The sequence below is a fragment of the Acidovorax sp. K2F genome (genome assembly GCF_025246485.1).
Taxonomy (GTDB): domain Bacteria; phylum Pseudomonadota; class Gammaproteobacteria; order Burkholderiales; family Burkholderiaceae_C; genus Acidovorax; species Acidovorax delafieldii.
In genome coordinates, this window is record NZ_JAOBSQ010000032.1 from 173,611 (window position 1) to 197,364 (window position 23,754).

The following is a 23,754-nucleotide window of genomic DNA, read 5'->3' on the forward strand; positions in this document are numbered from 1 at the left end:
CATGCGCTGGTAGCTATCAAAATAATAGTGATTGATGCAGGTTCCGGTCAGGCGAAGTAGGGCGTTGCCAGCTTGACTGCCAGGCCCACCAGGGCACAGCCGCCCAGCAGCGGCATGACGCCCAGCTTGAAGCGGAACAGTGCCACCAGCGCACCCACGGCGATCACCGCCGACACGGCATCGAAGTGGCCGCCAAATCCTTGTGGCCACAGCAGGTGGTAGGCAAAAAACAGCGCCAGGTTCAGGATCACGCCCACCACAGCAGCCGTGATGGCTGACAGTGGAGCGGTAAATCCCAGCTTGCCGTGCGTGGCCTCCACCAGCGGGCCGCCTGCCAGGATGAAGATGAATGAGGGCAAAAAGGTCACAAAGGTCACGACCGTGGCCGCAGCCACGGCGCCTGCAAAGAGGGCGTCCGGCCCCCACACCTGCTGCAGCCAGCCACCCACAAAACCCACAAACGCCACCACCATGATCAACGGGCCAGGGGTGGTCTCGCCCAGGGCCAGGCCGTCAATCATCTGCGGGCCGCTGAGCCACTGGTAATGCTCCACCGCGCCCTGGTACACATAGGGCAGCACGGCATAGGCGCCCCCAAAGGTGAGCATGGCAGCCTTGGTGAAGAACCAGCCCATCTGCGTGAGCGTGCCTTGCCAGCCCTGGGTGGCCACCAGCAGGCCCATGGCGGCGAGCCACAGCGCCAGCCCCGCCGCCAGCACCTTGACCAGGTGGACGCGAGAAAAGCGCGCATGGGCAGGCGTTGGCGTGTCATCATCGATCAGCGCGGGGCCATAGCCCTTGTGGGCATTGGCATGGCCGCCCCCCAGTGCAAACACGGCGGGCCAGCGCTGCGCGCCAAAGTAGCCGATGAGCCCGGCCGCCAGCACGATGGCGGGGAAGGGCGTGTCGAACGCGAAGATCGCCACAAACGATGCGGCTGCGATGCCCCACATCCAGCCGTTCTTGAGCGCGCGGGTGCCGATGCGGTGCGCTGCATGCAGCACCAGTGCCGTCACGGCGGGCTTGATGCCGTAGAAGATGCCTGCCACCACGGGCACATCGCCAAAACGCAGATACACCCACGACAGCCCGATCAGGATGAACAGCGAGGGCAGCACAAACAGCGCCCCCGCCACGATGCCGCCCCAGGTGCGGTGCATGAGCCAGCCGATGTAGGTGGCCAGCTGCTGCGCCTCGGGGCCAGGCAGCAGCATGCAGTAGTTGAGGGCGTGCAAGAAGCGGTTTTCGCTGATCCAGCGGCGGCGTTCCACCAGCTCGGCGTGCATGATGGCGATCTGGCCTGCCGGCCCGCCGAAGCTGATGAGCCCGAGCTTCAGCCAGAACAGAAAAGCGTCGCGGAACGGGACGGACGTGGGGGCAGGGGACGGTGCTGGGTGCATGGTCCGGGAGTGTGACAGGCCGGTATGACGTTTGCCGACATATCAATATGCCTGCTGTATCTGGAGCCATGGATGACGAGGCAGAGGGTTGGCTGCGTCAGTTTGCCGCAAGCCCGTCATGAATAATTATGAATTCAAAACCTGCTGTCCTGGCAGGGCGAGAGAGATGCCGAGGAGACACCCACAATGACCGCACACAGCACCTACGCCGACTTCTACCGCCAGTCCATCGACCACCGAGACACCTTCTGGAGCGAGCAGGCGAAGTTGATCGACTGGAAGACGCCCCCGCAGCAGGTGTGCGACTACAGCAACCCGCCGTTTGCGAAATGGTTTGTGGGTGGCACCACCAACTTGTGCCACAACGCGGTAGACCGCCATCTGGCCACGCGCGCCAGCCAGGCCGCGCTGGTGGCGATCTCTACAGAAACCGACACCGAACGCAGCTACAGCTTTGCCGAATTGCATGCCGAGGTGCAGCGCATGGCGGCGGTGCTGCAAGGCCTGGGCGTGAAGCAGGGCGACCGCGTGCTCATCTACATGCCCATGATTGCCGAGGCCGCGTTTGCCATGCTGGCCTGCGTGCGCATTGGCGCTCTGCATTCGGTGGTGTTTGGCGGCTTTGCCTCGGGCTCGCTGGCCTCGCGCATCGAAGATGCCGAGCCGGTGGCCGTGGTCAGCGCCGATGCCGGGTCGCGAGGTGGCAAGGTGGTGCCGTACAAGCCGCTGCTGGACGAGGCCATTGCGTTGTCCAAACACAAGCCCAGCGCCGTGCTGATGGTGAACCGGGGCCTTGCCCCCATGCACCTGCAGGCAGGTCGCGACCACGAATGGGCGCCGCTGCGAGAGCAGCACCTGAACACCGTGGTGCCCTGCGAATGGGTGGAATCCACGCACCCCAGCTACACGCTGTACACCAGCGGCACCACCGGCAAGCCCAAGGGGGTGCAGCGCGATACCGGCGGCTACACGGTGGCGCTGGCGGCAAGCATGAAGCACATCTTTGACGCCAAGGCGGGCGATGTGTACTTTGCGACCAGCGACATTGGCTGGGTGGTGGGCCACAGCTACATCGTTTACGGCCCGCTGATCGCGGGCATGACCACCATCATGTACGAAGGCCTGCCCACGCGGCCCGATGCGGGCGTGTGGTGGAGCATCGTCGAGAAGTACCAGGTCACGCACATGTTCTCGGCCCCCACGGCGGTGCGGGTGCTGAAGAAGCAGGACCCGGCCTATCTGGCCAAGTACAACGTGAAAAGCCTCAAGGCCCTGTGGCTGGCGGGCGAGCCGCTGGACGAGCCCACGGCCCAGTGGATCAGCGACGCGCTGGCCGTGCCCATCATCGACAACTACTGGCAGACCGAAACCGGCTGGCCCATCCTGACCCTTGCCAACGGCGTGCAGCAGCAGACCACACGCTTCGGCAGCCCCGGCAAAGCCATGTACGGCTATGGCGTGAAGCTGATCGACGAGGCCACGGGCGAAGAACTGACCGGTGCCAACCAGAAGGGGGTGGTCGCCATCGAGGGCCCGCTGCCCCCCGGCTGCATGCAGACAGTGTGGCGCGATGACGCCCGTTTTGTGAACACCTACTGGAAGAGCATCCCCGGCCGCCTCATCTACAGCACGTTTGACTGGGGCATCCGCGATGCTGACGGCTACCACTTCATCCTGGGCCGCACGGACGATGTGATCAACGTGGCCGGCCACCGCCTGGGCACGCGCGAGATCGAGGAGAGCATTGCCTCCCACCCCAACATTGCTGAAGTGGCCGTGGTGGGCGTGGCCGACAGCCTGAAAGGCCAGGTGGCGATGGCGTTTGCCGTGGCGCGTGATGCCTCAGGCCTGACCGATGATGCCGCGCGGCTCAAGCTCGAAGGCGAGGTCATGAAGCAGGTGGACCACCAGCTCGGCGCCGTGGCGCGGCCGTCGCGCGTGTACTTTGTGACCGTGCTGCCCAAGACCCGCAGCGGCAAACTGCTGCGCCGCGCCCTGCAGGCCGTGGCCGAGCGGCGCGACCCCGGGGACCTGACAACGATGGAAGACCCGGCGGCGCTGCAGCAGGTGAAGGACCTGGTGGGCTGAGTTCAGGCCCGCCCGGGCCGGCGGGTCACTGCGGTGGCTTGGCAACAAATGCCTGTTTACCCAGCCGGTCAAACCCCGCCTGCTCGTAAAAGCGCAGGGTGTTTTCGTCCTTGCGGCCCGTCATCAGCATGACCTTGTAGCAGTGCTCTCGCCAGGCATGGGCCAGGGCGTGCTGCAGCAGCGCATGCCCCCAGCCCTGGCCGCGATGGGCCGAGTGCGTCACGACGTTCTCGATGACGCCGTAGGGACGGCATGCGCGCGTGAGGTTGGGGATGACGGTCAGCGTGCAGGACGAGACCAGCACACCCTCATCCCACCCACCAAAGTACCGAATGCGTGGGTTGGCGAGCGCCTCGGCCCACACAGTCTGCACCTCGGGTAGTGGGGGCAGCGGGTCGTCTAGCGCGTGCAGGTGGGTGTACAGACTGAGCAGGGGGGCCAGGTCTTCGGCGCTGAGTTCACGGATGTTCAAGGCCAGCCTCCAAGGGGCGAAGAATATGCTTGGTTGATACCAAACTCATAGCTGCTGACGCATACGATACTAGCGCCTGGCAAGGTTTTAATGCTACAAAACCGGCCGGTTCCGCTGCCACCCCGCAGGCGGCTGCCAGGTGGGCGTCCAGGCGATGAAATCCTCCAGCGGCATGGGCCGGGCAATGCAGTAGCCCTGCGCCTGCAGGCAGCCCAGCTGCAGCAGCATCTGCCCCTGTTCGACGGTTTCCACCCCTTCGGCGATCACCCGGTAGCCGAACGAGCGTGCCAGGCCGATCACACCCTGCACGATGGCCAGATCCCCCGGGTCGCCCATCATGCCGTGCACAAAGCTCTGATCGATCTTGAGCGTGTCCATGGGCAGGCGGCGCAGGTAGGTCAGCGACGAATAGCCGGTGCCAAAGTCGTCCAGCGCCACCGTCACGCCCATGGCGCGCAGGGCGTTCAGGGTGTCGGCGACTGCGCTCAGGTCGTACAGGGCGGCGCTTTCGGTGATCTCGATCTCGACCAGGTGCGCGGGCACCCGGGGGTGGCGCGCCAGACAGCCAGCCACCCAGTCGGCAAAGTCCGGTTGCTGCAGGTGCTGGGCAGCAATGTTGATGCTCAGCGGCATGGGCATGCCCCGGTCCTGTAGCTGCTCCAGCACCGTGAGCGCGGCCTCGGCCACCCATTCGCCAAAGCCGATCTCCAGATCGGTGCCCTCCAGCAGCGGCAAAAATTCGCCGGGGGACACCAGGCCGCGCTCGGGGTGCTGCCAGCGTGAGAGCACTTCGGCGCCCACCACCGTGCCACTGCGCATGTCCACCTTGGGCTGCAGGTACAGGATGAACTGGGCTTGCGCCAGTGCCTCGCGCAGGTAGTGCCCCTGCGCGCGCAGCAGCTGCAGGGCGCGCTCCTGGGCGGCGTCAAACTGGTGGAAGCGGTTGCGCCCCGCCTGCTTGGCCGCATACATGGCCTGGTCGGCATGGCGCAGCAGGGTGTCGGCGTCGGCGTCGTCCTGCGGAAAGATGGTGTAGCCGATGCTGGCCGTGACGACCACGCGCTCGGTGTCCAGCGTGTAGGGGGCCGAGACGCTTTCCATCACGCGTTCCAGCATGCGTTCGCAGTCGCTCACCGAGCCGAGGCCAGGCATGAGGATCACGAACTCGTCGCCTCCCAGCCGGGCCACCGTGTCCAGCGGTTGCAGTGCGCGCGTAAGCCGCCCGGCCACCACCACCAGCAAGCGGTCGCCAGCCCCGTGGCCCAGGCGGTCGTTGACGGGCTTGAAGCCGTCCAGGTCGAGGTAGGCCACACCCAGCTGCTTGCCGGTGTCACGGGCCTGGGCCATGCATTCCTGCAGCTTGCGCGCCAGCAACACCCGGTTGGGCAGGCCAGTAAGGGCGTCGTACAGCGCCAGGCGCTGCAGCATGACCTCCTGCTCGCGCTGGGGGGTCACGTCGATGGCCACACCGAGCATGCGGGCCGGGCGGCCTTGCTCGTCAAAGCCCACGATCTTGCCCAGGTTGCGCACCCAGCGCACCGGCTCGTTGGGCTGGTTCAACCGCCAGGTGGCGTCAAACGGGGTGCCCAGGTGGGCGGTGTGGCGCGACAGCTCGGTGGTGATGCGGTCGATGTCGTCCGGCGCAATGGCCGTGGTCCATTGCACGGCCGCCGAGGTGTCGCCGGTCACCGGCAGCCCGCGCATGGCACGCCAGCGGCGGTCGCCCGTGACCAGGCCGGTCTGCAGGTCCCAGTCCCACAGTCCCAGCGATGCGGCGGAGATGGTGAGCGACAGCAGGGCCTCGCGTTCCCGCACCTGCACCTCGTTGCGCTTGCGGTCAGTGATGTCGTGCACCGAGAACAACCAGCAGGGCTCGCCATCAAACTCGGTGGCGCGCATGGACTGCAGCACGGTGCGCCGGGGACCATTGCGCACGTTCAGCGTCACTTCGTAGTCGCTGAGGTGGCCGGTCTGGCTGACCTGCTCCATCAGGCGCTGGCGGTCTTCGGCGGTGAAGATGCCCAGCTCCACTGCGGTGCGGCCAATGGCTTCCTCGCGGGGAATGCCCAGCATGTCGACCCAGGCGGGGTTGATGTCCACATAGCGGCCGTCGCTGCGGTGCGACAGGCCCATGGGGTAGGGCATGAGATGGAAGATGCGCGAGAAGCGCTCCTCGGACTGGCGCAGGCGCTGCTCGGCACGCTTGGCTTCGTCGATGTCCTGCATCACGCCGCGCACCCTGACCACGCGGCCGTTCTCGATCACCGGCTCGCCCCGGGCGCGCACCCAAAAAAGATGGCCGTCGGCGTGATAGACCTCCATCTCCATGCTCCACTCAGCGCGTGAACGGATGCTCTGGCGGAATTTTTCGCGCAGCGGCTCGCGGTACTGCGGGGCCACATGGCGGTCGATGTAGTCGCTGGGGGGCGGCTGGTTGGGTGACAGGCCGTGGATGTCAAAACACACGTCCGACCAGTACACCAGGCCACGGCCACGCTCGTCCTCCCATGCGCCCAGCCGGGCCAGTCGGCCGGCTTGCTGCAGCTGGTTGTAGAGCGCCCGAAGTTCGTCGCTGGTGCGTTGGGCTTCGGTCATGTCGTGGAAAACGAAAACAAAGCAGTTTTCGCCATTCACAAGCACAGAGCGTGCCGACATCAGGCCCGGAACCTGCACCCCCTTGCTTTGCGCAACCAGGGGCAACCGGTCCACCTTGCCTTCTCGCTGGTAGGTGTCCAGCAGCCGCTTGCGCTCGTGCTCGTTGGCCCAGATGTGCAGCTCCGACGAGGTGCGGCCCAGGACCTCCTCGCGTGTGAAGCCCAGCAGCTCGCAGAACGCCGGGTTCACATCGATGTAGCGCCCGTCGGCTATGCGGGTGATGCCTGCCGGGTCGGGCAGCGTCTGGTAGAAGGTGGTGTATTTGGCCTCGGCGGACAGCAGGGCCTCCTCGGTCTCGCGGTGGGCGGTGATGTCCACGTCCATGCCCATCAGGCTGGCCGGGCGCCCCTGCGCATCGCGCCGGGCGACGGTGCCACGGGACATCAGCCAGCGCCATCGGCCCTGGGTGTCCATCACGCGGAACTCGGCCTCGTAGCTTTCCTCCAGCCCGTCCATGGCACGGGCCAGCTTGGCGGCATTGCGTTCAGCGTCCAGCGGGTGGCGCCGGGCGTACCAGCGCTGCCAGAGGTCGGGCGACTGCAAGTCGGCACTGGTAATGCCATAGGCCTCGTAAAACCGGCCATCACAGAAAAACCGGCGTTCGACCACATCCCATTCCCAGCGGCCGCCGCCCAGGGCATCCAGCGCCAGGCGCAGCTGGTGCTCCTGCTGGCCCAGCGTTTGCTGGATCTCGTTGCGCGCCAGCTCGGCGCGGGCCCGGCTGGCAATCACCAGCCAGCCAATCCCGAGCATCAGCACGCCGGCGCCGTGGTGCCAGTGCATGTTGCTGGTGCCTTCGGGGGCCGCGCTGGTGGCCGTCGTGACCAGCGAAACCACGAGCGGCAGTGTGAGGGTCAGTCCGGCCAGTGGCGCCCAGTCGGGCCAAGCCCAGCGCTGTCCCAGGCGGCGCCACGCCCAGCCGGTAGCCAGCGCGCCGCCCAGAACGGTGGTGGCGGGCCAGACTGCCGAGGTGTCTGTCCAAAGCGCGGCCTGCAAGGCCAGCACGGCGGTGATGGCCGCCGCTGGCACACCAAAAAACAGCGCCACGAACGCCGTGGCGGTGGGGTAGGCCACGATGTGGAGTTCCGGCGCATTCCAGCGCAGCGCCTCGAAAGCTGCGATGGAGACCAGCCCGCCCGCCACGCCGAGCAGGATCAGGGTGCGCCGGGACGGGTGCAGAGACTCCTGCGGCGACAGCCAGACCGGCACGAGCAGCAGCAGCATGAGGGCAGTGCCCGCCAGCAGCGTGTTGTTACCCATGGTGTTTTCCCTGGGTGGTCTGGTCGCTGAAGCGGTTGGCTGCGGGTCTGGAACGTGGCGGACAAGCCAAAAGAAGGAGCGGGTGCATGTCGCGACCTGTGCCGCATGTGGCCTTGCTCAGAAGGCATGCACCCGATAAAAAAACCATCCGCCAAGTTTAGGCCTGTTCTGAGGTGGGCCGGGCGGGCCGCAGCGTCCTGATAAGTCCGGTTGACAACAAAGTGCCGCACACGATCACCAGCGCGCAGCCCACCATCCACGGCGTGATGGTCTCGCCCAGGAACAGCGTGCCATACAGCACAGCGAACACCGGGGTGATGAAGGTCACGGCCAGCGCGCGGCTGGGGCCCGCGTGCTCGATCAGGCGAAAGTACAGGATGTAGGCAATGCCGGTGCACAGCACGGCAATGGCCAGGATGGCCGCCCAGGCGCGTACACCGGGCATCTGCGCCGGCCACAGCCACAGCGTGGGCAAGGCCAGGCCCAGCGCGGCGCCCAGCTGGCTGCCGGCGGCCGTGGCCAGAGGCGGCAGCCCCGTGAGGTGGCGCCGCGCAAAACTGGCCGACACGCCATAGAACGCCGACGCGAGCAGGCAGGCCGCAATCGCCCAGTGAGCGTGGTCGGTCTTGAACCCGGTGCCGGCAGGTGCGCGCCAGGCCAGCAGGGCCACGCCCACAAAACCCAGTGCCAGCCCCACCCAGCGCAGGCGGTTGATGCGGTCGCCCAGCCACACCCAGGCGATGAGCGCACCAAACAGCGGCACCGTGGCGTTGAGGATAGAGGTCAGACCCGTGGCGATGTGCAGCACCGCCCAGGAAAACAGCGAGAACGGAATCGCCGAATTGATGACCCCCGCAAACAGGATGGGCCGCCAATGCTGGCGCAGCGCAGGCCAGTGGCCCTGGCGCAGCATGATGGGCCACAGGAACACCGTGGCCAACGCCACCCGCAGGCCGGCGGTGGGCAGGGGACCAAAGTCGGACGCACCCAGGCGCATGAACAGGAACGACGCGCCCCAGAGTGCGGCCAGCAGGATGAATTCGCCGATCCAGGTGGAGACGGGCCGGGTGGCGGAGCTGTTCATGCAGTGGCTTTCATGGGATGGGCTGCGGCGGCCAAAAGGGGTGCATTCTCCAGCGTCAGCAAAGCCCTCTTGCGATCGAGGCCGCCTGCATAGCCCGTCAGACTGCCGTCGGCACCCAGCACACGGTGGCAGGGCACCACCACGCTCAGCGGGTTGCGACCCACGGCGGCACCCACGGCCCGCACGGCGCTGGGGTTGCCCAGCTGGCGGCCCAGCGTGCCGTAGCTGATGGTCTGGCCCCGGCCAATCTGCAGCAGCGCGCGCCACACCGATTGCTGAAATGCCGTGCCCCCCGACAGGTCCAGCGGCAGGTCGAAATGTTGGCGCTGCCCGCCCAGGTATTGCTGCAGCTGGTGGGCGGCTTCTTGCAACACAGGGTGGTCGCCAGGGGCCAACGCCCAGGCCTCGGAACCGTGCAAGTGGGCGGTGGGCTCGTGGCGCTGGCCTTCAAACCAGACGCCCGACAAGCCGTTGGGGGAAGCGGCCAGCCGCACGGGCCCCATCGGGGTGTCGGCCCGTGCCTGCACGGTGAAAGCGTGGAACTGCATGCTGAGAGGTCTCGAAAGAGTGGGAGATGCCGTTTTTGGTCGAAATTGGCACCATGCACTAGTGTTTATTGCCTGGTTTGCTACTTTTTTGATAGTGTCTGAGCATCTGTAGGCTGAGCCGCTCCGGCACTGCTGCCACCGGCAGCCCAGGCGCGCAGCACCGCGTAGCTGCGCCAGGGGCGCCAGGCCTGCGAGGCCTCTTGCGCGGCGCGTGCCGGGTTCTTGTGCTGCTGCACCCCCAGCGCCTTGTGCAGCGCCACGTCCCCCGCCGGGAAGGCGTCGGGCCAGCGCAGCACCCGCATGGCGATGTACTGCGCCGTCCAGTCACCAATGCCGGGCAGGGCGCACAGGGCTGCGGTAGTGCTGGGCACGTCGGCCCCCGCGTGCAGGGGCAGGGCGCCGCTGTCCACCGAGCGGGCCAGTGCCACGATGGCCGCTTGACGCTGGCGCACGATGCCCAGTTGGCCAAGCGTGTCGCCATCGGCGCGGGCCAGGGTGGCTGCGGTGGGAAACAGCCGGTGCAGCCCGGGCCAGGGCGTGGCGATGGGTTCACCCAGCCGCTCCACCAGCCGCTGGCCCAGCGTGCGCGCGGCCGCCACGGTGATCTGCTGGCCCAGCACGGCGCGCACGGCCAGCTCAAAGCCGTCAAACGCTCCGGGCACACGCAGGCCATCACCCTCCGGAAAGTGCGGGTGCAGCACGGCGTTGATGGCCGCGGGGTCGGCGTCCAGGTCGAGCATGGCGCGCACGCGGCGGATGACGAGCGGCAGCACGGGGTACAGACTGTCGCTGGTCTGCAGCAGCACCTGGTGGCGCGCCAGGTCAAAACGGGCACTCAGCCAGCCGGTGGTCTCCTGCGGCAGGCCGGTGCAGGTCCTGGCCAGCCGCACGGTGCGGCGCAGGCCGGGGCCGTCCGCACCATGCACCACGCACTCCACGCCATGGAACTGCCGCTTTTCAAAAAAGGCCAGCAACGCCGCCACGTCCAGTGGCGGGCGCCACGCCAGGCGCACGGCGCTGGTGCGCCCCGCGCCCGATGCGGCGCTGCCACCGCCGTTGCGCCGCAGCTGGGTGGGGTTGAGCCCGTAATGCCCCACAAAGGCGGCATTGAAGCGGCGCACGCTGGCGAACCCGCTGGCCAGTGCGACCTGCGTCACGGGCATGGCGGTGTCGGTGAGCAGCTGCTTGGCCGTGAGCAACCGCCGTGTCTGCAGATATTGCAGCGGCGATACGCCCAGGGCCGCCTCAAAAATGCGGCGCAGATGCCGGTCGCTCACGCCCAGCCGCTCGGCCAGGCGGGCCACGGTGGCGCTGCCCTCTCCGGGTGCGGCCGGTGTGGGCCAGAGGTCGGGCGCGTCCAGCAGGCGCACGGCTTGCTGCACCAGAATGCCGCTGGCGTCCTGCACCGACCACACCATCGCCTGGGGGGCCAGCTCCGGCCGGCAGCGCAGGCAGGGGCGAAACCCGGCGCTTTCGGCCTGCGCCGCCAGCGCAAAAAACCGGCAGTTCTCGCGCCGGGGTGTGCGCACGGCGCAGACGGGGCGGCAGTAGATGCCGGTGGAGGTCACGCCGGTGAAAAAATGCCCGTCAAACCGCGCGTCGCGCGCCTGCAGCGCCAGGTAGCGGCCTTCGTCGGATGCCACATCAGCGGCGGTGTACGAGGGGGGGGCGGTCGGGGTCATGGGCCAGATCATAGGAGCCTGGCTTCGCACCACTGGCCGTTTTCGGACCTGTGCCTTTGGCAAGGGCAGGGCGCACGCCTGAGGCATCGACTGACAATCACCCCCAGGGCCGCCGCCTACAATGCAGCGGACTTTTCAACCCCATCACGAAAGGCCCCCCTGCGTGCAACCGACCCCCGCCATCTTCAAAGCCTATGACATCCGCGGCATCGTGCCGTCCACCCTGAACGAAGACGTGGCCCTGGGCCTGGGCCGGGCCTTTGGCACCGCAGCACGCGCGGAAGGGCAGACCACCGTTGCGGTGGGGCGCGATGGGCGCCTGTCCGGCCCCGCCATGTCGGCGGCGCTGATCCGGGGGCTGATGGAGGCGGGCATCGAGGTGATCGACGTGGGCCTGGTCACCACGCCGCTGCTCTACTTTGCGGCCAGCACGCTGTGCACCAGTGGTATCCAGGTCACCGGCAGCCACAACCCCAAGGACTACAACGGCTTCAAGATGGTGCTGAACGGCCGCGCCATCTATGGCGATGAGATCCAGGGCCTGCGCCGCACCATGGAGCAGGAAAGCTGGCAGCTGGTGGCCGGTGGCTCGGTCCGCCACGTGGATGTGCTGCCCGCATACCGCGAACGCATTGTGGGTGACGTGAAGCTGGCCCGGCCGCTCAAGATCGTGGTGGACTGCGGCAACGGCATTGCCGGCGCGTCGGCCCCGGCCATCTTCCGCGCCCTGGGCTGTGAGGTGATCGAGCTGTTCTCGGAGGTGGACGGCAACTTCCCCAACCACCACCCCGACCCGAGCAAACCTGAAAACCTGCGTGACCTGATCGACGCCCTGAAGGCCAGCGATGCCGAACTGGGCCTGGCCTTTGACGGCGACGGCGACCGCCTGGGCATTGTGACCAAGGACGGCACCAACATCTTCCCCGACCGCCAGATGATGCTGTTTGCGCAAGACGTGCTTTCGCGCGTGCCCGGCGGCGAGATCATCTTCGACGTGAAGTGCACCCAGCGCCTGGCGCCCGCCATTGCAGCGGCCGGTGGCGTGCCGGTGATGTTCAAGACCGGCCACTCGCTGATCAAGGCGCGCATGAAGGAGACGAACTCTCCCCTGGGTGGCGAGATGAGCGGCCACATCTTCTTCAAGGAGCGCTGGTACGGCTTTGACGACGGTACCTATGCCGGCTGCCGCCTGCTGGAGATCCTGAGCCGCAGCAGCGACCCGAGCGCCGTGCTGAACGCGCTGCCCACCAGCTTTTCGACCCCCGAGCTGAATGTGGCCTGTGCCGAGGGCGAGCCGCACCGCCTGACGGCCGAGCTGCAGGCCCTGGCCGCAGAAACCTTTGCCGCGCCCGCCGCCATCAGCAGCATCGACGGCTTGCGCGTGGACTGGCCCGATGGCTTTGGCCTGATCCGCGCCAGCAACACCACCCCCGTGCTGGTGCTGCGCTTTGAGGGCCACACGCCCGAAGCCCTGGCACGCATCGAGGCCGCCATGCTGGCGCTGCTGCACCGGGTCAAGCCCGACGCCCATGTGGGCGCAGCCAGCCACTGATATTGCCTGCCGCACGCCCGATGCTGTCGCTCTCCACCCCTTTGTGTGTCGCTGCCGCCCAGACGCCGTCGGCGCCGGGCGACTTGGAGCGCAACCTGCAAGCGCACCTGGCCTGCGTGCGGGCTGCCGCCCACCAGGGCGTGCAACTGCTGCAGTTCCCGGAGCTGTCGCTCATGGGCTACGAGCCCGCGCTCATGGCAGACCATGTACTGACGGCCGACCACCCCGTGCTGCTGGCCTTGCGCCAGGCCGCCCAAAGCCATGGCATGGCCCTGGTGGTGGGTGCTCCGGCTGAGCCTGCGCAGCAGGGCGCATTGCCCGCCATTGGTGCCTGGCTGCTGGGGCCGGACGGCAGCGTGGCGCTGTACCGCAAGCGCCATCTGCACGACAGCGAAGAACAATTTGCCAGCGCGGGCACGGACGACGCGCAGGTGCAACTGGTGGCCGGCGAGCCCACGGCACTGGCCGTGTGCGCCGACATCACCCATCCCGAGCATGCCCAGGCGGCCCGCGGGGCGGGCGCGGCCCTGTATGCGGCGGGCGTGCTGATCTCTGAAAAGGCCTATGCGGCCGAATCGGCCATGCTGGAAGGCTACGCGCGCGACCACGACATGGCGGTGCTTGCCGCCAATTACAGCGGCACCTCCGGTGGCTACGTGAGTGCGGGGCGCAGCGCCTTCTGGGCGCCCGGTGGCCGCTGTGTGGTGGCTGCGCCGGGTGACGCGCCCTGCATCGTCTGGGCACAGCGCAGCGACAGCGGCTGGGCGGGTGGTGTGCTGAGCCTGTCTGTGCCCGCATGAACGCCGCGCGGGCCCTGTATTCGCTGCTGACCTGGAGCGCGCAGCCGCTGCTGCGCCGCAAGCTGCGCCGCCGTGCAGTAGCCGAGCCGGGTTACGCCTACGCGGTGGGAGAGCGCTTTGGCCGCTACCCGGCACCCATCGACAGCCTGATGCCCCACAGCAGCACCGACCCGCTGGGGCGGTTTGTGTGGGTGCATGCCGTGTCGCTGGGCGAAACCCGGGCCGCCGCCATCTTGCTGGCCCAGTTGCGTGAACAGCTGCCGGGCATGCGCCTGTTGCTCACCCACGGCACCGCCACAGGGCGGGCCGAGGGCGAAAAGCTGCTGCTGCCGGGCGATGTGCAGGTGTGGCAGCCCTGGGACACGCCGGGCGCCGTGGGTCGGTTTTTGCGCAAGTTCCGCCCGGCCATCGGCATCCTGATGGAAACCGAGGTGTGGCCCAACCTGGTGGCGGGCTGCCGGCAGCGGCGCATTCCGCTGGTGCTGGCCAATGCGCGCTTCAACGAGATATCGCTGCGCAAGGCGCAGCGCCTGTCAGCCCTGGCGCGGCCTGCGTATGGCGGATTAACGGCAGTCTGGGCCCAGACGCAGGAAGACGCCACGCGGCTCGCGGCCATGGGCGCGCCGGTGCGTGGTGTGCTGGGCAACCTCAAGTTTGACGTGGTGCCCGACGCACAGCTGCTGGAGCGGGGCCGCGAGTGGCGCACCCGCACCGGCCGCCCGGTGGTCTTGCTGGCCAGCAGCCGCGAGGGCGAGGAGGCCATGTGGCTGGAGCAGATCCAGAAAATACGGCAAAAATCGCCTCAAGCGCTAGTGGATCATGCCTTGGCAGCTATCAATAGTGAAGCATCTGGCGGTGATCTGCCCCCCGTGCAATGGCTCATCGTGCCGCGCCACCCGCAGCGGTTTGACGAGGTCCACCAGCTGCTGCAGCGGGCCGGCCTGTCGGTGTCGCGCCGCAGCACCTGGGCTGCGGCACCTGCGGCCGCTGACGTCTGGCTGGGGGACTCGATCGGCGAAATGGCGTTGTATTACGGCCTGGCCGATGTGGCTTTGCTGGGCGGGAGCTTCGCCCCACTGGGCGGCCAGAACCTGATCGAGGCCGCTGCCTGCGGTTGCCCCGTGGTGCTGGGCCCGCACACCTTCAACTTTGCCGAGGCGGCCGAACTGGCGTGCGCGGCGGGGGCAGCACAGCGGGTGCCCGACCTCGCACAAGGAATGGCACAGGCTGCAGCGCTGGCGGGGGACGCCCGCGCCCACGAACAGGCCAGCGAGCGGGCCACCCGGTTTGCCGCCACGCACCGAGGGGCTGCGCAGGCCACGGCGCGTGCGATTGTGGCACTGGTGCAGCCTGAGGGCGGCCTGCACTAGGCCTCAGCAATTCATGCACGGGATGCACCCCGGCGCGGGGTGCAAGGCCCCATTACTTGGCCAGCAGTGCGTTGACCGCTTCGATGTCCTGCTGCGACAGCGTGCCTGCCGCTTGGCGCAGCTTGAGCCCGCCCAGCAGCACGTTGTAGCGGGCCTGGGCCAGGTCACGTTTGGTCTGGTAGAGCTGGCTTTGGGCGTTGAGCACGTCGATGTTGATGCGCACACCCACCTGGTAGCCCAGCTTGTTGGCGTCCAGCGCGCTCTGGCTGGAGGCTTCGGCCGCTTCCAGGGCCTGCACCTGGCCCTGGCCAGACTGCACACCGTAGAACGCGGCGCGCGTGGCCTGGGCCACATTGCGGCGGGCAGTTTCGAGGTCGGCCTCGGCCTTGGTTTCGAGGGCCAGGGTTTCCTTCACGCGGTTTTGCACGGCAAAGCCTGCAAACAGGGGGAGGTTCAGTGCCACGCCCACGCTGGCGGCATTGCTGCGGGCCGTGACGCCGGGCGAGGTGATGGTGCCGTGCAGGTTGCGCGTGACGTTGTAGCCCGCCTGCAGGTCCACCGTGGGCAGGTGACCGGTTTCGGCTTTTTTGGTCTCCAGCCGCGCAATGTCCAGCGCAATGGCGGCCTGGCGCACGCCGGGCTGCTGGTCGCGGGCGGTGTCCACCCAGGTGGCAAGGTTGTCCGGCACTACGCCGGGCAGTTGCACCGGCAGTGCCAGGGGCTGCGGCTTGGTGCCGGCGATGCCGACCAGCTGGTCCAGCGCCAGGCGCTTGACGCGCAGATCGTTCTCGGCGGCGATCTCCTGGGCAATCACCAGGTCGTAACGGGCCTGGGCTTCACGCGAATCGGTCACCGTGGTGGTGCCGACCTCGAAATTGCGCTTGGCGGCTGCCAGTTGCTCGGACACAGCGGCCTTCTGGGCCTGCACAAAGGTGAGGGTGTCTTGCGCCGCCAGCACGTCGAAGTAGGCCTGGCTCACCCGCACCAGCAGGTCTTGGGTGGCGGCATCCAGCTGGGCCTGGGCCACGTCCACGCCGCGGTGGCCTTGTTCCAGCGTGATGCGATTGGCAGGCCGGTACAGCGGCTGGGAGGCATTGACCCCCACGGTCTGTGCCGTGCCGGTGTTCTCGATCTTGGGTTTGCTCAGCTCCACGTTGGAGCGGGTGAGGCCCCCGGTGAGTGCGGCGGAAGGCAGCAGGCCGGCGCGGGCCTGGTCGGCCTTGCGGGCTGCGGCGTCCAGCTGCGCACGCGCCGACTGCCAGGCCGTGTCATAGGTGCGGGCCGATTCGACCAGCTGCAGCAGGCTTTGGGCCTGGGCCGGCGCACACAGCGCTGCACCCAGCGCCAGGGACAGGATGGACAGGGGCCTAAACGGTGTCATTGGGGGTCCTTCGGAAGAGTCTGCGAATCGAATCGGGGTGGGCAGCGGCGGGCAGCACTGGGGCATGGGTGCGGCAAGTGCGGTCCATCAACAACGGTCCATCAACCACAAGGGCGTCAGTAGCGCGGCACCGCCGGATCGCTTTCGTGCGACCAGGCGTCAATACCGCCGGTGATGTTGGCCAGATGCTCGAACCCGTGGTGCTGCAAGAACGAGGCCACGCGCAGGCTGCGGGCGCCGTGGTGGCACAGGCAGGCAATAGGGCGTTGCGCCTGGCGGGCGGGCTCCAGCTCGGCCAGCCGCGCGGGCAACTCGCCCATGGGGATGGCCACCAGCTCAAACCCGTCGGCGCGCACGCTGGCGGTCTGCAGCTCCCAGGGCTCACGCACGTCCAGCACCAGGGGCTGGCTGCCTTCAGGTGCAGCGGCAAACCAGGCAGACAGCTGGGCGGGGCGGACGTGATCGATCATGCAAAACTCCGAAGGCAACCGAAGGGCTGGGGGTCAGAACGTGAAGCCAGAGGGCTCGGGGAAGTTCACCAGGCGCGGTGCGATGGTGTCCCACGGCGATGTGGTCTCAAAGCGGTCGCCGGTGCGGCGGGTCAGGGTGAAACGCATCACGGGCTCGCCACCCACGATGGCGCCCAGGCGGCCCCCATCGCGCAGCAGGGACAGCAGGTGGCTGGGTACCTCGGCCACGGAGCCGCTGAGCACAATCACGTCAAACGGGCCGTCAGGGATGGCATCGCGGGCGCCATCGGCCTGGCGCACGTCGGCGTTCTGCACGCCCGCGTCGCGCAGGTTCTCGCGGGCCATTTCGGCGAGCTCAGGGTGGATTTCGAGGGACACCACACGGTCGGCACGGGCGGCCAGCAGGGCGGCCATGTAGCCCGAGCCGGCACCGATTTCGAGCACGCGGTCGGTGGGCAAAACCCGCAGGTCTTGCAGGATGCGCGCTTCCACGCGGGGCTGCAGCATGCTGTGGCCCTTGCGGACGGCCTCTTCGGCGTCATTGCCCAGCAGCGGGACTTCAATGTCCATGAAGGCCATGCTGCGGTAGGCCGGGGGCACAAAGTCTTCGCGGCGCACCACGCCCAGCAGGTCCAGCACGTCGGCATCGAGCACATTCCAGGGGCGGATCTGCTGCTCGATCATGTTGTAGCGGGCCTGGGCGATGGGATCGCTGATGTTGGCGGACGTGTTCAGGGGCAGGTTCATGGGATTTCTCCGTGGGGCAGATGCAAGGCCGATCGGGGCGATCAGGACAAACCTTCGATTTTAGGCGCTGCCGGGGCGCGTCCCATCTTGCGAAGGGCCCACTGGGCCAAGTCGTCCATGTAGCAATACACCACCGGCACCACCACCAGGGTCAACAGGGAGGAAGTAATCACGCCGCCAATCACCGCCTGGCCCATGGGCGCGCGCTGTTCCGAGCCTTCGGACAGCGCAAACGCCAGGGGCACCATGCCGAAGATCATGGCCAGCGTGGTCATGAGGATGGGGCGCAGCCGCACCCGGGCGGCCAGCAGCAGGGCATCGGCGCGGGGCAGGCCGGGTACGGTCTGGCCCTGGTCGTTCACGTGCTCCTCGCGGGCGCGGATCGCAAAGTCCACCAGCAAGATGGCGTTCTTGGTCACCAGGCCCATCAGCATCACCACGCCAATGATGGAGAACATCGACAGCGTGGAGCGGAACATCAGCAGCGCCAGCACCACACCAATCAGCGTGAGCGGCAGCGACGTCATGAGCGCGAGCGGCTGCAAAAAGCTCTTGAACTGGCTCGCCAGGATCATGTAGATGAAGATGATGGCCATGGCCAGTGCCGAGATGGCGTAGCCAAACGATTCGGCCATGTTCTTGGTGGAGCCGCCAAACTGGTAGCGGTAACCCGGCGGGAAGGTCACGGTCTCCAGCGCCTTCTTGATGTCGTTCGACACTTCACCGGCCGAGCGCTGGGACACGTTGGCGTTCACCGCCACTTCGCGGGTCAGGTCGCGGCGGTTGATCTGGTTTGCGCCGGTGGATTCGGTGACGCTGGCGACCTGGTTCAGGCGCACGATGCGGGTCGTGCCGTCGGTGGCGGCCAGGGCAAAGGGCAGGCGCTCCAGGTCGGCCGGGGTGGTGCGCGCCTCGGGCGCCAGGCGCACATTCACGTCATAGGTCTGGTCGTCGGGCGCACGCCAGTTGCCCACCGTGGTGCCTGCCACCAGCGTGCGCAGCGAGGCCGCCATGGGCGCCACCGACAGGCCCAGGTCCGACGCCACTTCACGCTTCACATCCAGCGCAATCACAGGCTTGTCAGGCTTGGCGCTGGTGTCCAGGTCCACGAGGCCGGGAATGTCGCGGATCTTCTCGGTGACGATTTTGGTCAGGCGCTCCAGTTCGCGCAGGTCGGGCCCCTGCAGCGAGAACTCCACCTGCTTCTGGCCGCCCACCGCATCCAGCAGGCCCACATGGGTAACGGTGATGCCGGGCACGGTCTTCAGGCGCTCGCGCAGCACGTCGGACATCTGGTCCACGCTGCGGCTGCGGTCCTTGCGGTCTACCAGCCGCACGTAGATGCTGGCGTACATCTTGCCTTGGGCGTTGCCGGTGTTGATGGTGGCCAGTGTGTAGCGCACTTCGGGCATCTCGCGCAGGATGCCTTCCACCTGCCTGGCCTTGGACTCTGTGGCCTCGAGCGACGAACCCACGGGGGTGTAGAAATTGAGGGAGGTCTCTGAAAAATCGGCCTTGGGCACAAACTCGGTGCCCAGCAGCGGCACCATGACCACGCTCAGCACGAACACCGCCAGGGCGATGACCATGGTGGCCAGCTTGTGCACCAGCGACCACCGCAGGATGTGCTGATAGCCCTCTGCCAGCGCATCGGTGGCGCGGTCAAACCAGCCGGTGACGCGGCCAATGGTCTTGTCGTAGAAGGTGACGGGCGCCGTCTTTTGTCCGTGCGCATGAATGCTCGGGTCGTGCCAGATGCTCGACAGCATCGGGTCGAGCGTGAAGCTCACAAACATCGAAATCATCACCGCCGCGACGATGGTGATGCCGAACTCGTGGAAGAACTTGCCGATGATCCCGCCCATGAAGCCGATGGGCATGAACACTGCCACGATGGACAGCGTGGTGGCCAGCACCGCCAGGCCGATCTCCTGCGTGCCGTCCATGGCGGCCGCGTAGGCGCCTTTGCCCATCTGCACGTGGCGCACGATGTTTTCGCGCACCACGATGGCGTCGTCGATCAGCAGCCCCACGCACAGGCTCAGCGCCATGAGCGTGATCATGTTGATGGTGAAGCCAAACATGTTCATGAACAGGAACGTGCCGATCAGCGCGATGGGCAGCGTCAACCCGGTGATCACGGTGGAGCGCCAGGAGTTTAGGAACAGAAAGACGATGAGCACCGTGAGGATGGCCCCCTCGATCAGCGTCTGGCGCACGTTGTTGACCGCCACGCGGATCGGGCGGGCGCTATCGCCAATGGTTTCGAGCCGCACCCCGGGTGGCAGCTGGTTCTTCAGTTCCACCACGGCGGCGTTCAGGCCATCGACCACCTCAATGGTGTTCTCTCCCTGCGACTTTTGCACCGACAGCAGCAGCGTGCGCTGGCCGTTGTAGAGCGCCAGGCTTTCCACTTCCTGCGCGCCGTCGTTGACGCGGGCCACCTGGTCCAGGCGCACCGGCGCCCCGTTCTTGCGGGCCACGATGATCTTGCCGAAATCCTCGGGCCGCTCCATGCGCGCGTCGATCTGCACCACGCGTTCCTGCGCCAGCGAGCGGATCGCCCCCACGGGCAGGTCCTGGTTCTCGTTGCGCACGGCATTGGCCACCTGGTCGGGGGTTACGCCAAAGGCTTCCAGGGCCTGTGGGTTGAGGTAGATGTTGATTTCGCGCTTGGTAGCACCCACCAGGTTCACCGCGCCCACGCCGCGCACGTTTTCCAGGCGCTTCTTCAGGATCTGCTCGGCCCAGGTTGTCAGTTCCACCGCGCTGCGACCCGATTTTTCGTCGGGCAACACGGCCAGCGACCATACGGCGCGGCTGGCAGGGTCAAAGCGCAGCACGCGTGGCTCCTTGACCTCGGTGCGCAGCAAGGGGCGCACGGTGGCGACCTTTTCGCGCACATCCTCGGCGGCCTTGCGGCCGTCGATGTGGAGCTGGAACTCGATGATGACAACCGCCGTGCCCTCATAGCTGCGCGAGGTGAGGGCGTTGATGCCCGCAATCGAGTTGACACCTTCCTCGATCTTCTTGGTGACCTCGCTCTCGACGATTTCAGGCGACGCGCCGGGGTAGTCCACGGTGACCACCACCACCGGGAAGTCGATGTTGGGAAACTGATCGACCTTGAGGCGCTGGTACGAGAACAGGCCCAGCACGACGATGGCGAGCATCACCATCGTGGCGAACACGGGGTTTTTAAGACTGACTTTGGTGAACCACATGGCGCGTCCGCTGGTCAGGGCGCAGTGCGCGAGGCGGGAGCGGCTTGCGGCGCAGCAGTTGCCGCCGCCACGGGCGTGCCCTCGCGCAGCGAACCCATGCGGCCCGCAATGACCGTCGTGCCCACGGGTACGCCGTCCACCGCGACCAGGGTCTGCCCATTGACCACGGCGCGCGCTCCCGTCTGTACCGGCGCATAGGCCACGCGGCCCTCCTTGATCGTCTGGAGGTAGGGTGCCGGTTTGTCGGTGCGCACGGCATCCAATGGAACGGTCAATACCTGCGCACTGCCCGTGGCCAGAAGGCCTTGCACAAACAGGCCCTGGCGCAGGCTGGCGTTGTGGGGTGCCTGGTCCACCCGCAAATAGACTGGCACGGTGCGGCTGCCCGCCTGGGCGCTGGGGTTGATGCGCACGACGGTGGCTTGTACCGGCGCCGAGGCGCCTTCGACCGTGAGCTGGGCCTTCTGACCCACACGTACGCCGACGGAGTCAGCCGGGGTGAGGAGGGCTTCGAGTTCCAGGCGGGAGAGGTCCACCACTTCGATGATGCGGGCGTCGATGGGCACCCGCTCTCCCGGCTGGGCCAGCCGCTGCGCCACCAGGCCGCTGATGGGGCTTTTGAGGACGGTGTCTTCCAGCGCCTTGCGGGCGACATCGGCGGCCGATACGGCTGCCTGGTAGCTGGATTGGGCCGCTTCCAGGCTGGCCTGCGAGGTGACCAGCGCCGTGGCAGAGATAAAGCCCTGGTCTACCAGTGCACGGTTGTTGTTGTACTGCCGCTGGTTGATGTCCACCTGCGATTTGGCTGCATCGGCCTGTTGCTGGGCCTGGCGCAGGCGTGCACGGGCTTCGGTCGGGTCGATGCGGGCCACTTCCTGTCCCGCCTTGACGCTGTCGCCCTCGCGCAAAGTCAGGCCCTGCAGCTCGCCGGCCACGCGTGCCTTGACCATGGCCGAGTCCACGGCACGCAACGATCCTGATACCGGTACCCCCAGCGAGAGTTGGGACGATTGCACGGTGATCACTTCGTCGGCCGCCAGCTGCAGCGGTGCCTCGGCCCGTTGTGTGGACGCCTCGGCCAAAGCCTTCTGCTGCGCCTGCCGCGCCGCCATGGCACGCCAGACACCGCCACCGAGCAGCACGACAACGACGGCTGCAGCCATCCAGGGAATCCAGCGTTTCATGGTCAGGGTGTGCGCGAGCGCGTGAAAGAAGGGGGAGGGGACGGCTTGTCAGACGGCAATGTGCCTGCTGCGCCGGAAGCCGCAGGCGCCTCGGGGCGCACACACAGGCCGTGCAGGATGTTGTCGATCTGCGTCTCGATGTATTGCTCAGGCGTCAGCTCCTGGGCATCAGGCACGCAGGCGCCCACTGAGTGCTTCCACATCATGAGGAAGATCATGGGGGCCAGCACCAGGTACACGGCGTAGTCGAGGTTCACGGGGCGGAATTCGCCCCGCGCAATGCCACGCTCCAGGATGCGGCGAATCAGCGCCTGGCCGGGCAGGATGACTTCGTGCTGGTAGAACTGCGCAATCTCGGGGAAGTTCTGCGCCTCGCTGAGCATGAGCTTGGTAATGCCTGAGGCCTTGGTACACCCGATGCGTTCCCACCAGACCTGGTAGCAATAGCGCAGGACCTCGCTGGTGGTTCCCACAAAGGTCTCCAGCTCGCTGTTCCACTCGGCAAAGCGGCCGGCGATGTTTTCGCGCACCACCGCCTTGAAGAGCTCTTCCTTGCTGGGGAAGTACAGAAACAGCGTGCCCTTGGATACCCCTGCGCGCGCCGCTACCTCATCCACCCGTGTGGCGGCAAACCCCTTCTCGACGAACAGGTCGAGAGCAGCCTCCAGCAGCTCGCCCGGGCGGGCTTCCTTGCGGCGCTCGCGTTTGGTGCTGGTCGTGGCAGAGGAGGGTGGGGGGGGAGTGGTCAAACCGGCTATTTTTAATGACTGACTGGTTAGTAATGTAGCCAGTGCCTGTGGGCGCGTCAATGCGGCCTTGTCACAAGCTGCCAAAAAGGCGCGTCGTTTCGCATTGATGCGGTGCACATCTCTCCTTGCTGGCACGGTGGTTGCGTGCGCTCGGTGCAGTGCACCGGTGCCGCAAATGTCTGCAGCGAGACAAATTTCGCTTCTAAATGTCTTATTGACAGGACATTAGAACTATTCCTAATATGACCTCCATGCCGTCCAACAACCTGCCGCTCCCCAAGTACCACCAGATCTATCTGGTGCTGCGCGAGCAGTTGCAAGAGGGGCGGTTTGCCGATGGCCTGCCGGGCGAACTGGCGCTGATGCGGCAGTTCGCGGTGGCGCGTGTCACGGTGCGCCGCGCGCTGGAGCTGCTGGAAGGCGAGGGCATGATCTCCCGCGAGCCCGGCCGGGGCACCCGCCCTGTGCCACCCGCCCCAGCTACCGCCAACGGCGCGGGCGGTGAGGGCGAGAGCAGCCGCGCGCATCTCACGGGTCTGCTGGAGAACCTGGTCAGCATGGGCCTGCGCACCTCCGTCAAGGTGCTGGATGTGGACACAGTCACAGCATCGCGTGCCGTGGCCGGCGCGCTGAACATCGCGGTGGGCGACGCCGTGCAAAAGGCGGTCCGGGTGCGGAGCACCAAAGAGGGGCCGCTGTCCCATATCACCACCTATGTGCCCGCCGACATTGCCCGCCAGTTCGGACGGCGCGAGCTGGCGCGCAAGCCCATCCTGGTGCTGCTCGAAGAGTCGGGCGTCAAGGTGGGCCGCGCGCACCAGACCATCTCGGCCAAGCTGGCTGACGCTGTCGTGGCCCGCCACCTGGATGTCTCGGTGGGCTCGGCACTGCTGGCTGTGCGCCGTCTCATCTATGACGACCAGGAGCGCCCTGTGCAGTGGCTGCACGGCCTGTACCGGCCGGACCGCTACGAATACGAAATGCAGCTGTCCCGTGTGGGCAGCATCGACGCCAAGGTCTGGGTCAGCAAAGAGCTGTCGGCCCAGTTCCACTGAATCCGTTCCTCCAACCTCAACCCGACCCATCTG

At 67.0% G+C, this 23,754-nt stretch carries 17 protein-coding genes; 5 read left to right on the forward strand and 12 right to left on the reverse strand.

Translation table 11 applies throughout. The features are described from left to right. Positions 1–47: 47 nt before the first annotated feature. Positions 48–1,400, reverse strand: a complete 1,353-nt coding sequence (gene chrA / locus N4G42_RS11445; protein ID WP_260667239.1) for a chromate efflux transporter — start codon at positions 1,398–1,400, stop codon at positions 48–50. 186 nt (positions 1,401–1,586) lie between these two features. Here chrA and N4G42_RS11450 point away from each other — a divergent pair, with 186 nt between their 5' ends. Then, positions 1,587–3,488, forward strand: a complete 1,902-nt coding sequence (locus tag N4G42_RS11450; protein ID WP_260667240.1) for a propionate--CoA ligase — start codon at positions 1,587–1,589, stop codon at positions 3,486–3,488. 25 nt (positions 3,489–3,513) lie between these two features. On the opposite strand, the gene N4G42_RS11455 is transcribed toward N4G42_RS11450, so the two are convergent. The 5 genes from N4G42_RS11455 to N4G42_RS11475 all read right to left on the reverse strand — a co-directional run bounded on the left by N4G42_RS11455 (position 3,514) and on the right by N4G42_RS11475 (position 11,189). Further along, positions 3,514–3,960, reverse strand: a complete 447-nt coding sequence (locus N4G42_RS11455) for a GNAT family N-acetyltransferase (RefSeq protein WP_260667241.1) — start codon at positions 3,958–3,960, stop codon at positions 3,514–3,516. 93 nt (positions 3,961–4,053) lie between these two features. Further along, positions 4,054–7,875 carry an EAL domain-containing protein gene (locus N4G42_RS11460; protein WP_260667242.1) on the reverse strand — a complete coding sequence of 1,274 codons (3,822 nt, stop codon included), beginning with the start codon at positions 7,873–7,875 and terminating at the stop codon, positions 4,054–4,056. A 157-nt stretch (positions 7,876–8,032) separates the two neighbouring features. Then, positions 8,033–8,959, reverse strand: coding sequence for a DMT family transporter (locus tag N4G42_RS11465; RefSeq protein ID WP_260667243.1), 927 nt, complete (start codon positions 8,957–8,959; stop codon positions 8,033–8,035). Further along, on the reverse strand, positions 8,956–9,507 hold the full coding sequence (locus N4G42_RS11470) for a methylated-DNA--[protein]-cysteine S-methyltransferase (RefSeq protein ID WP_260667244.1): 552 nt from the start codon (positions 9,505–9,507) through the stop codon (positions 8,956–8,958). The genes N4G42_RS11465 and N4G42_RS11470 overlap by 4 nt, the downstream gene beginning before the upstream one ends. Before the next feature lie 80 nt (positions 9,508–9,587). Beyond that, positions 9,588–11,189 (reverse strand): DNA-3-methyladenine glycosylase 2 family protein, encoded by a 1,602-nt coding sequence (locus tag N4G42_RS11475; protein WP_260667245.1) that lies wholly within the window; start codon positions 11,187–11,189, stop codon positions 9,588–9,590. Positions 11,190–11,352: 163 nt separating this feature from the next. On the opposite strand from N4G42_RS11475, the gene N4G42_RS11480 reads away from it, so the two are divergent. Genes N4G42_RS11480 through N4G42_RS11490 form a run of 3 tightly spaced genes read left to right on the forward strand, consistent with a single transcriptional unit; the run spans position 11,353 to position 14,911 of the window. Then, positions 11,353–12,741, forward strand: a complete 1,389-nt coding sequence (locus tag N4G42_RS11480) for a phosphomannomutase/phosphoglucomutase (protein WP_260667246.1) — start codon at positions 11,353–11,355, stop codon at positions 12,739–12,741. Positions 12,742–12,761: 20 nt separating this feature from the next. Then, positions 12,762–13,541 carry a carbon-nitrogen hydrolase family protein gene (locus N4G42_RS11485; protein WP_260667247.1) on the forward strand — a complete coding sequence of 260 codons (780 nt, stop codon included), beginning with the start codon at positions 12,762–12,764 and terminating at the stop codon, positions 13,539–13,541. Next, complete coding sequence (locus tag N4G42_RS11490) at positions 13,538–14,911, forward strand: 3-deoxy-D-manno-octulosonic acid transferase (RefSeq protein WP_260667248.1); 1,374 nt, start codon at positions 13,538–13,540, stop codon at positions 14,909–14,911. Before N4G42_RS11485 ends, N4G42_RS11490 begins: the two co-directional genes overlap by 4 nt. Positions 14,912–14,963: 52 nt before the next feature. Here N4G42_RS11490 and N4G42_RS11495 read toward each other — a convergent pair whose 3' ends face one another. The 6 genes from N4G42_RS11495 to N4G42_RS11520 form a co-directional block, all read right to left on the reverse strand. Then, complete coding sequence (locus N4G42_RS11495; protein WP_260667249.1) at positions 14,964–16,292, reverse strand: TolC family outer membrane protein; 1,329 nt, start codon at positions 16,290–16,292, stop codon at positions 14,964–14,966. A gap of 116 nt (positions 16,293–16,408) precedes the next feature. Next, positions 16,409–16,762 (reverse strand): rhodanese-like domain-containing protein, encoded by a 354-nt coding sequence (locus N4G42_RS11500; RefSeq protein WP_055401749.1) that lies wholly within the window; start codon positions 16,760–16,762, stop codon positions 16,409–16,411. Positions 16,763–16,795: 33 nt separating this feature from the next. Then, positions 16,796–17,509 carry a protein-L-isoaspartate O-methyltransferase gene (locus tag N4G42_RS11505; protein ID WP_260667252.1) on the reverse strand — a complete coding sequence of 238 codons (714 nt, stop codon included), beginning with the start codon at positions 17,507–17,509 and terminating at the stop codon, positions 16,796–16,798. Between the two features lie 41 nt (positions 17,510–17,550). Further along, positions 17,551–20,733 carry an efflux RND transporter permease subunit gene (locus tag N4G42_RS11510; RefSeq protein WP_260667254.1) on the reverse strand — a complete coding sequence of 1,061 codons (3,183 nt, stop codon included), beginning with the start codon at positions 20,731–20,733 and terminating at the stop codon, positions 17,551–17,553. Between the two features lie 14 nt (positions 20,734–20,747). Next, complete coding sequence (locus tag N4G42_RS11515) at positions 20,748–21,917, reverse strand: efflux RND transporter periplasmic adaptor subunit (RefSeq protein ID WP_121942895.1); 1,170 nt, start codon at positions 21,915–21,917, stop codon at positions 20,748–20,750. A 2-nt stretch (positions 21,918–21,919) separates the two neighbouring features. Next, positions 21,920–22,666, reverse strand: coding sequence for a TetR/AcrR family transcriptional regulator (locus tag N4G42_RS11520; protein WP_116749892.1), 747 nt, complete (start codon positions 22,664–22,666; stop codon positions 21,920–21,922). A 242-nt stretch (positions 22,667–22,908) separates the two neighbouring features. Here N4G42_RS11520 and N4G42_RS11525 point away from each other — a divergent pair, with 242 nt between their 5' ends. Then, complete coding sequence (locus N4G42_RS11525; RefSeq protein WP_199170813.1) at positions 22,909–23,721, forward strand: GntR family transcriptional regulator; 813 nt, start codon at positions 22,909–22,911, stop codon at positions 23,719–23,721. Positions 23,722–23,754 lie beyond the last annotated feature (33 nt).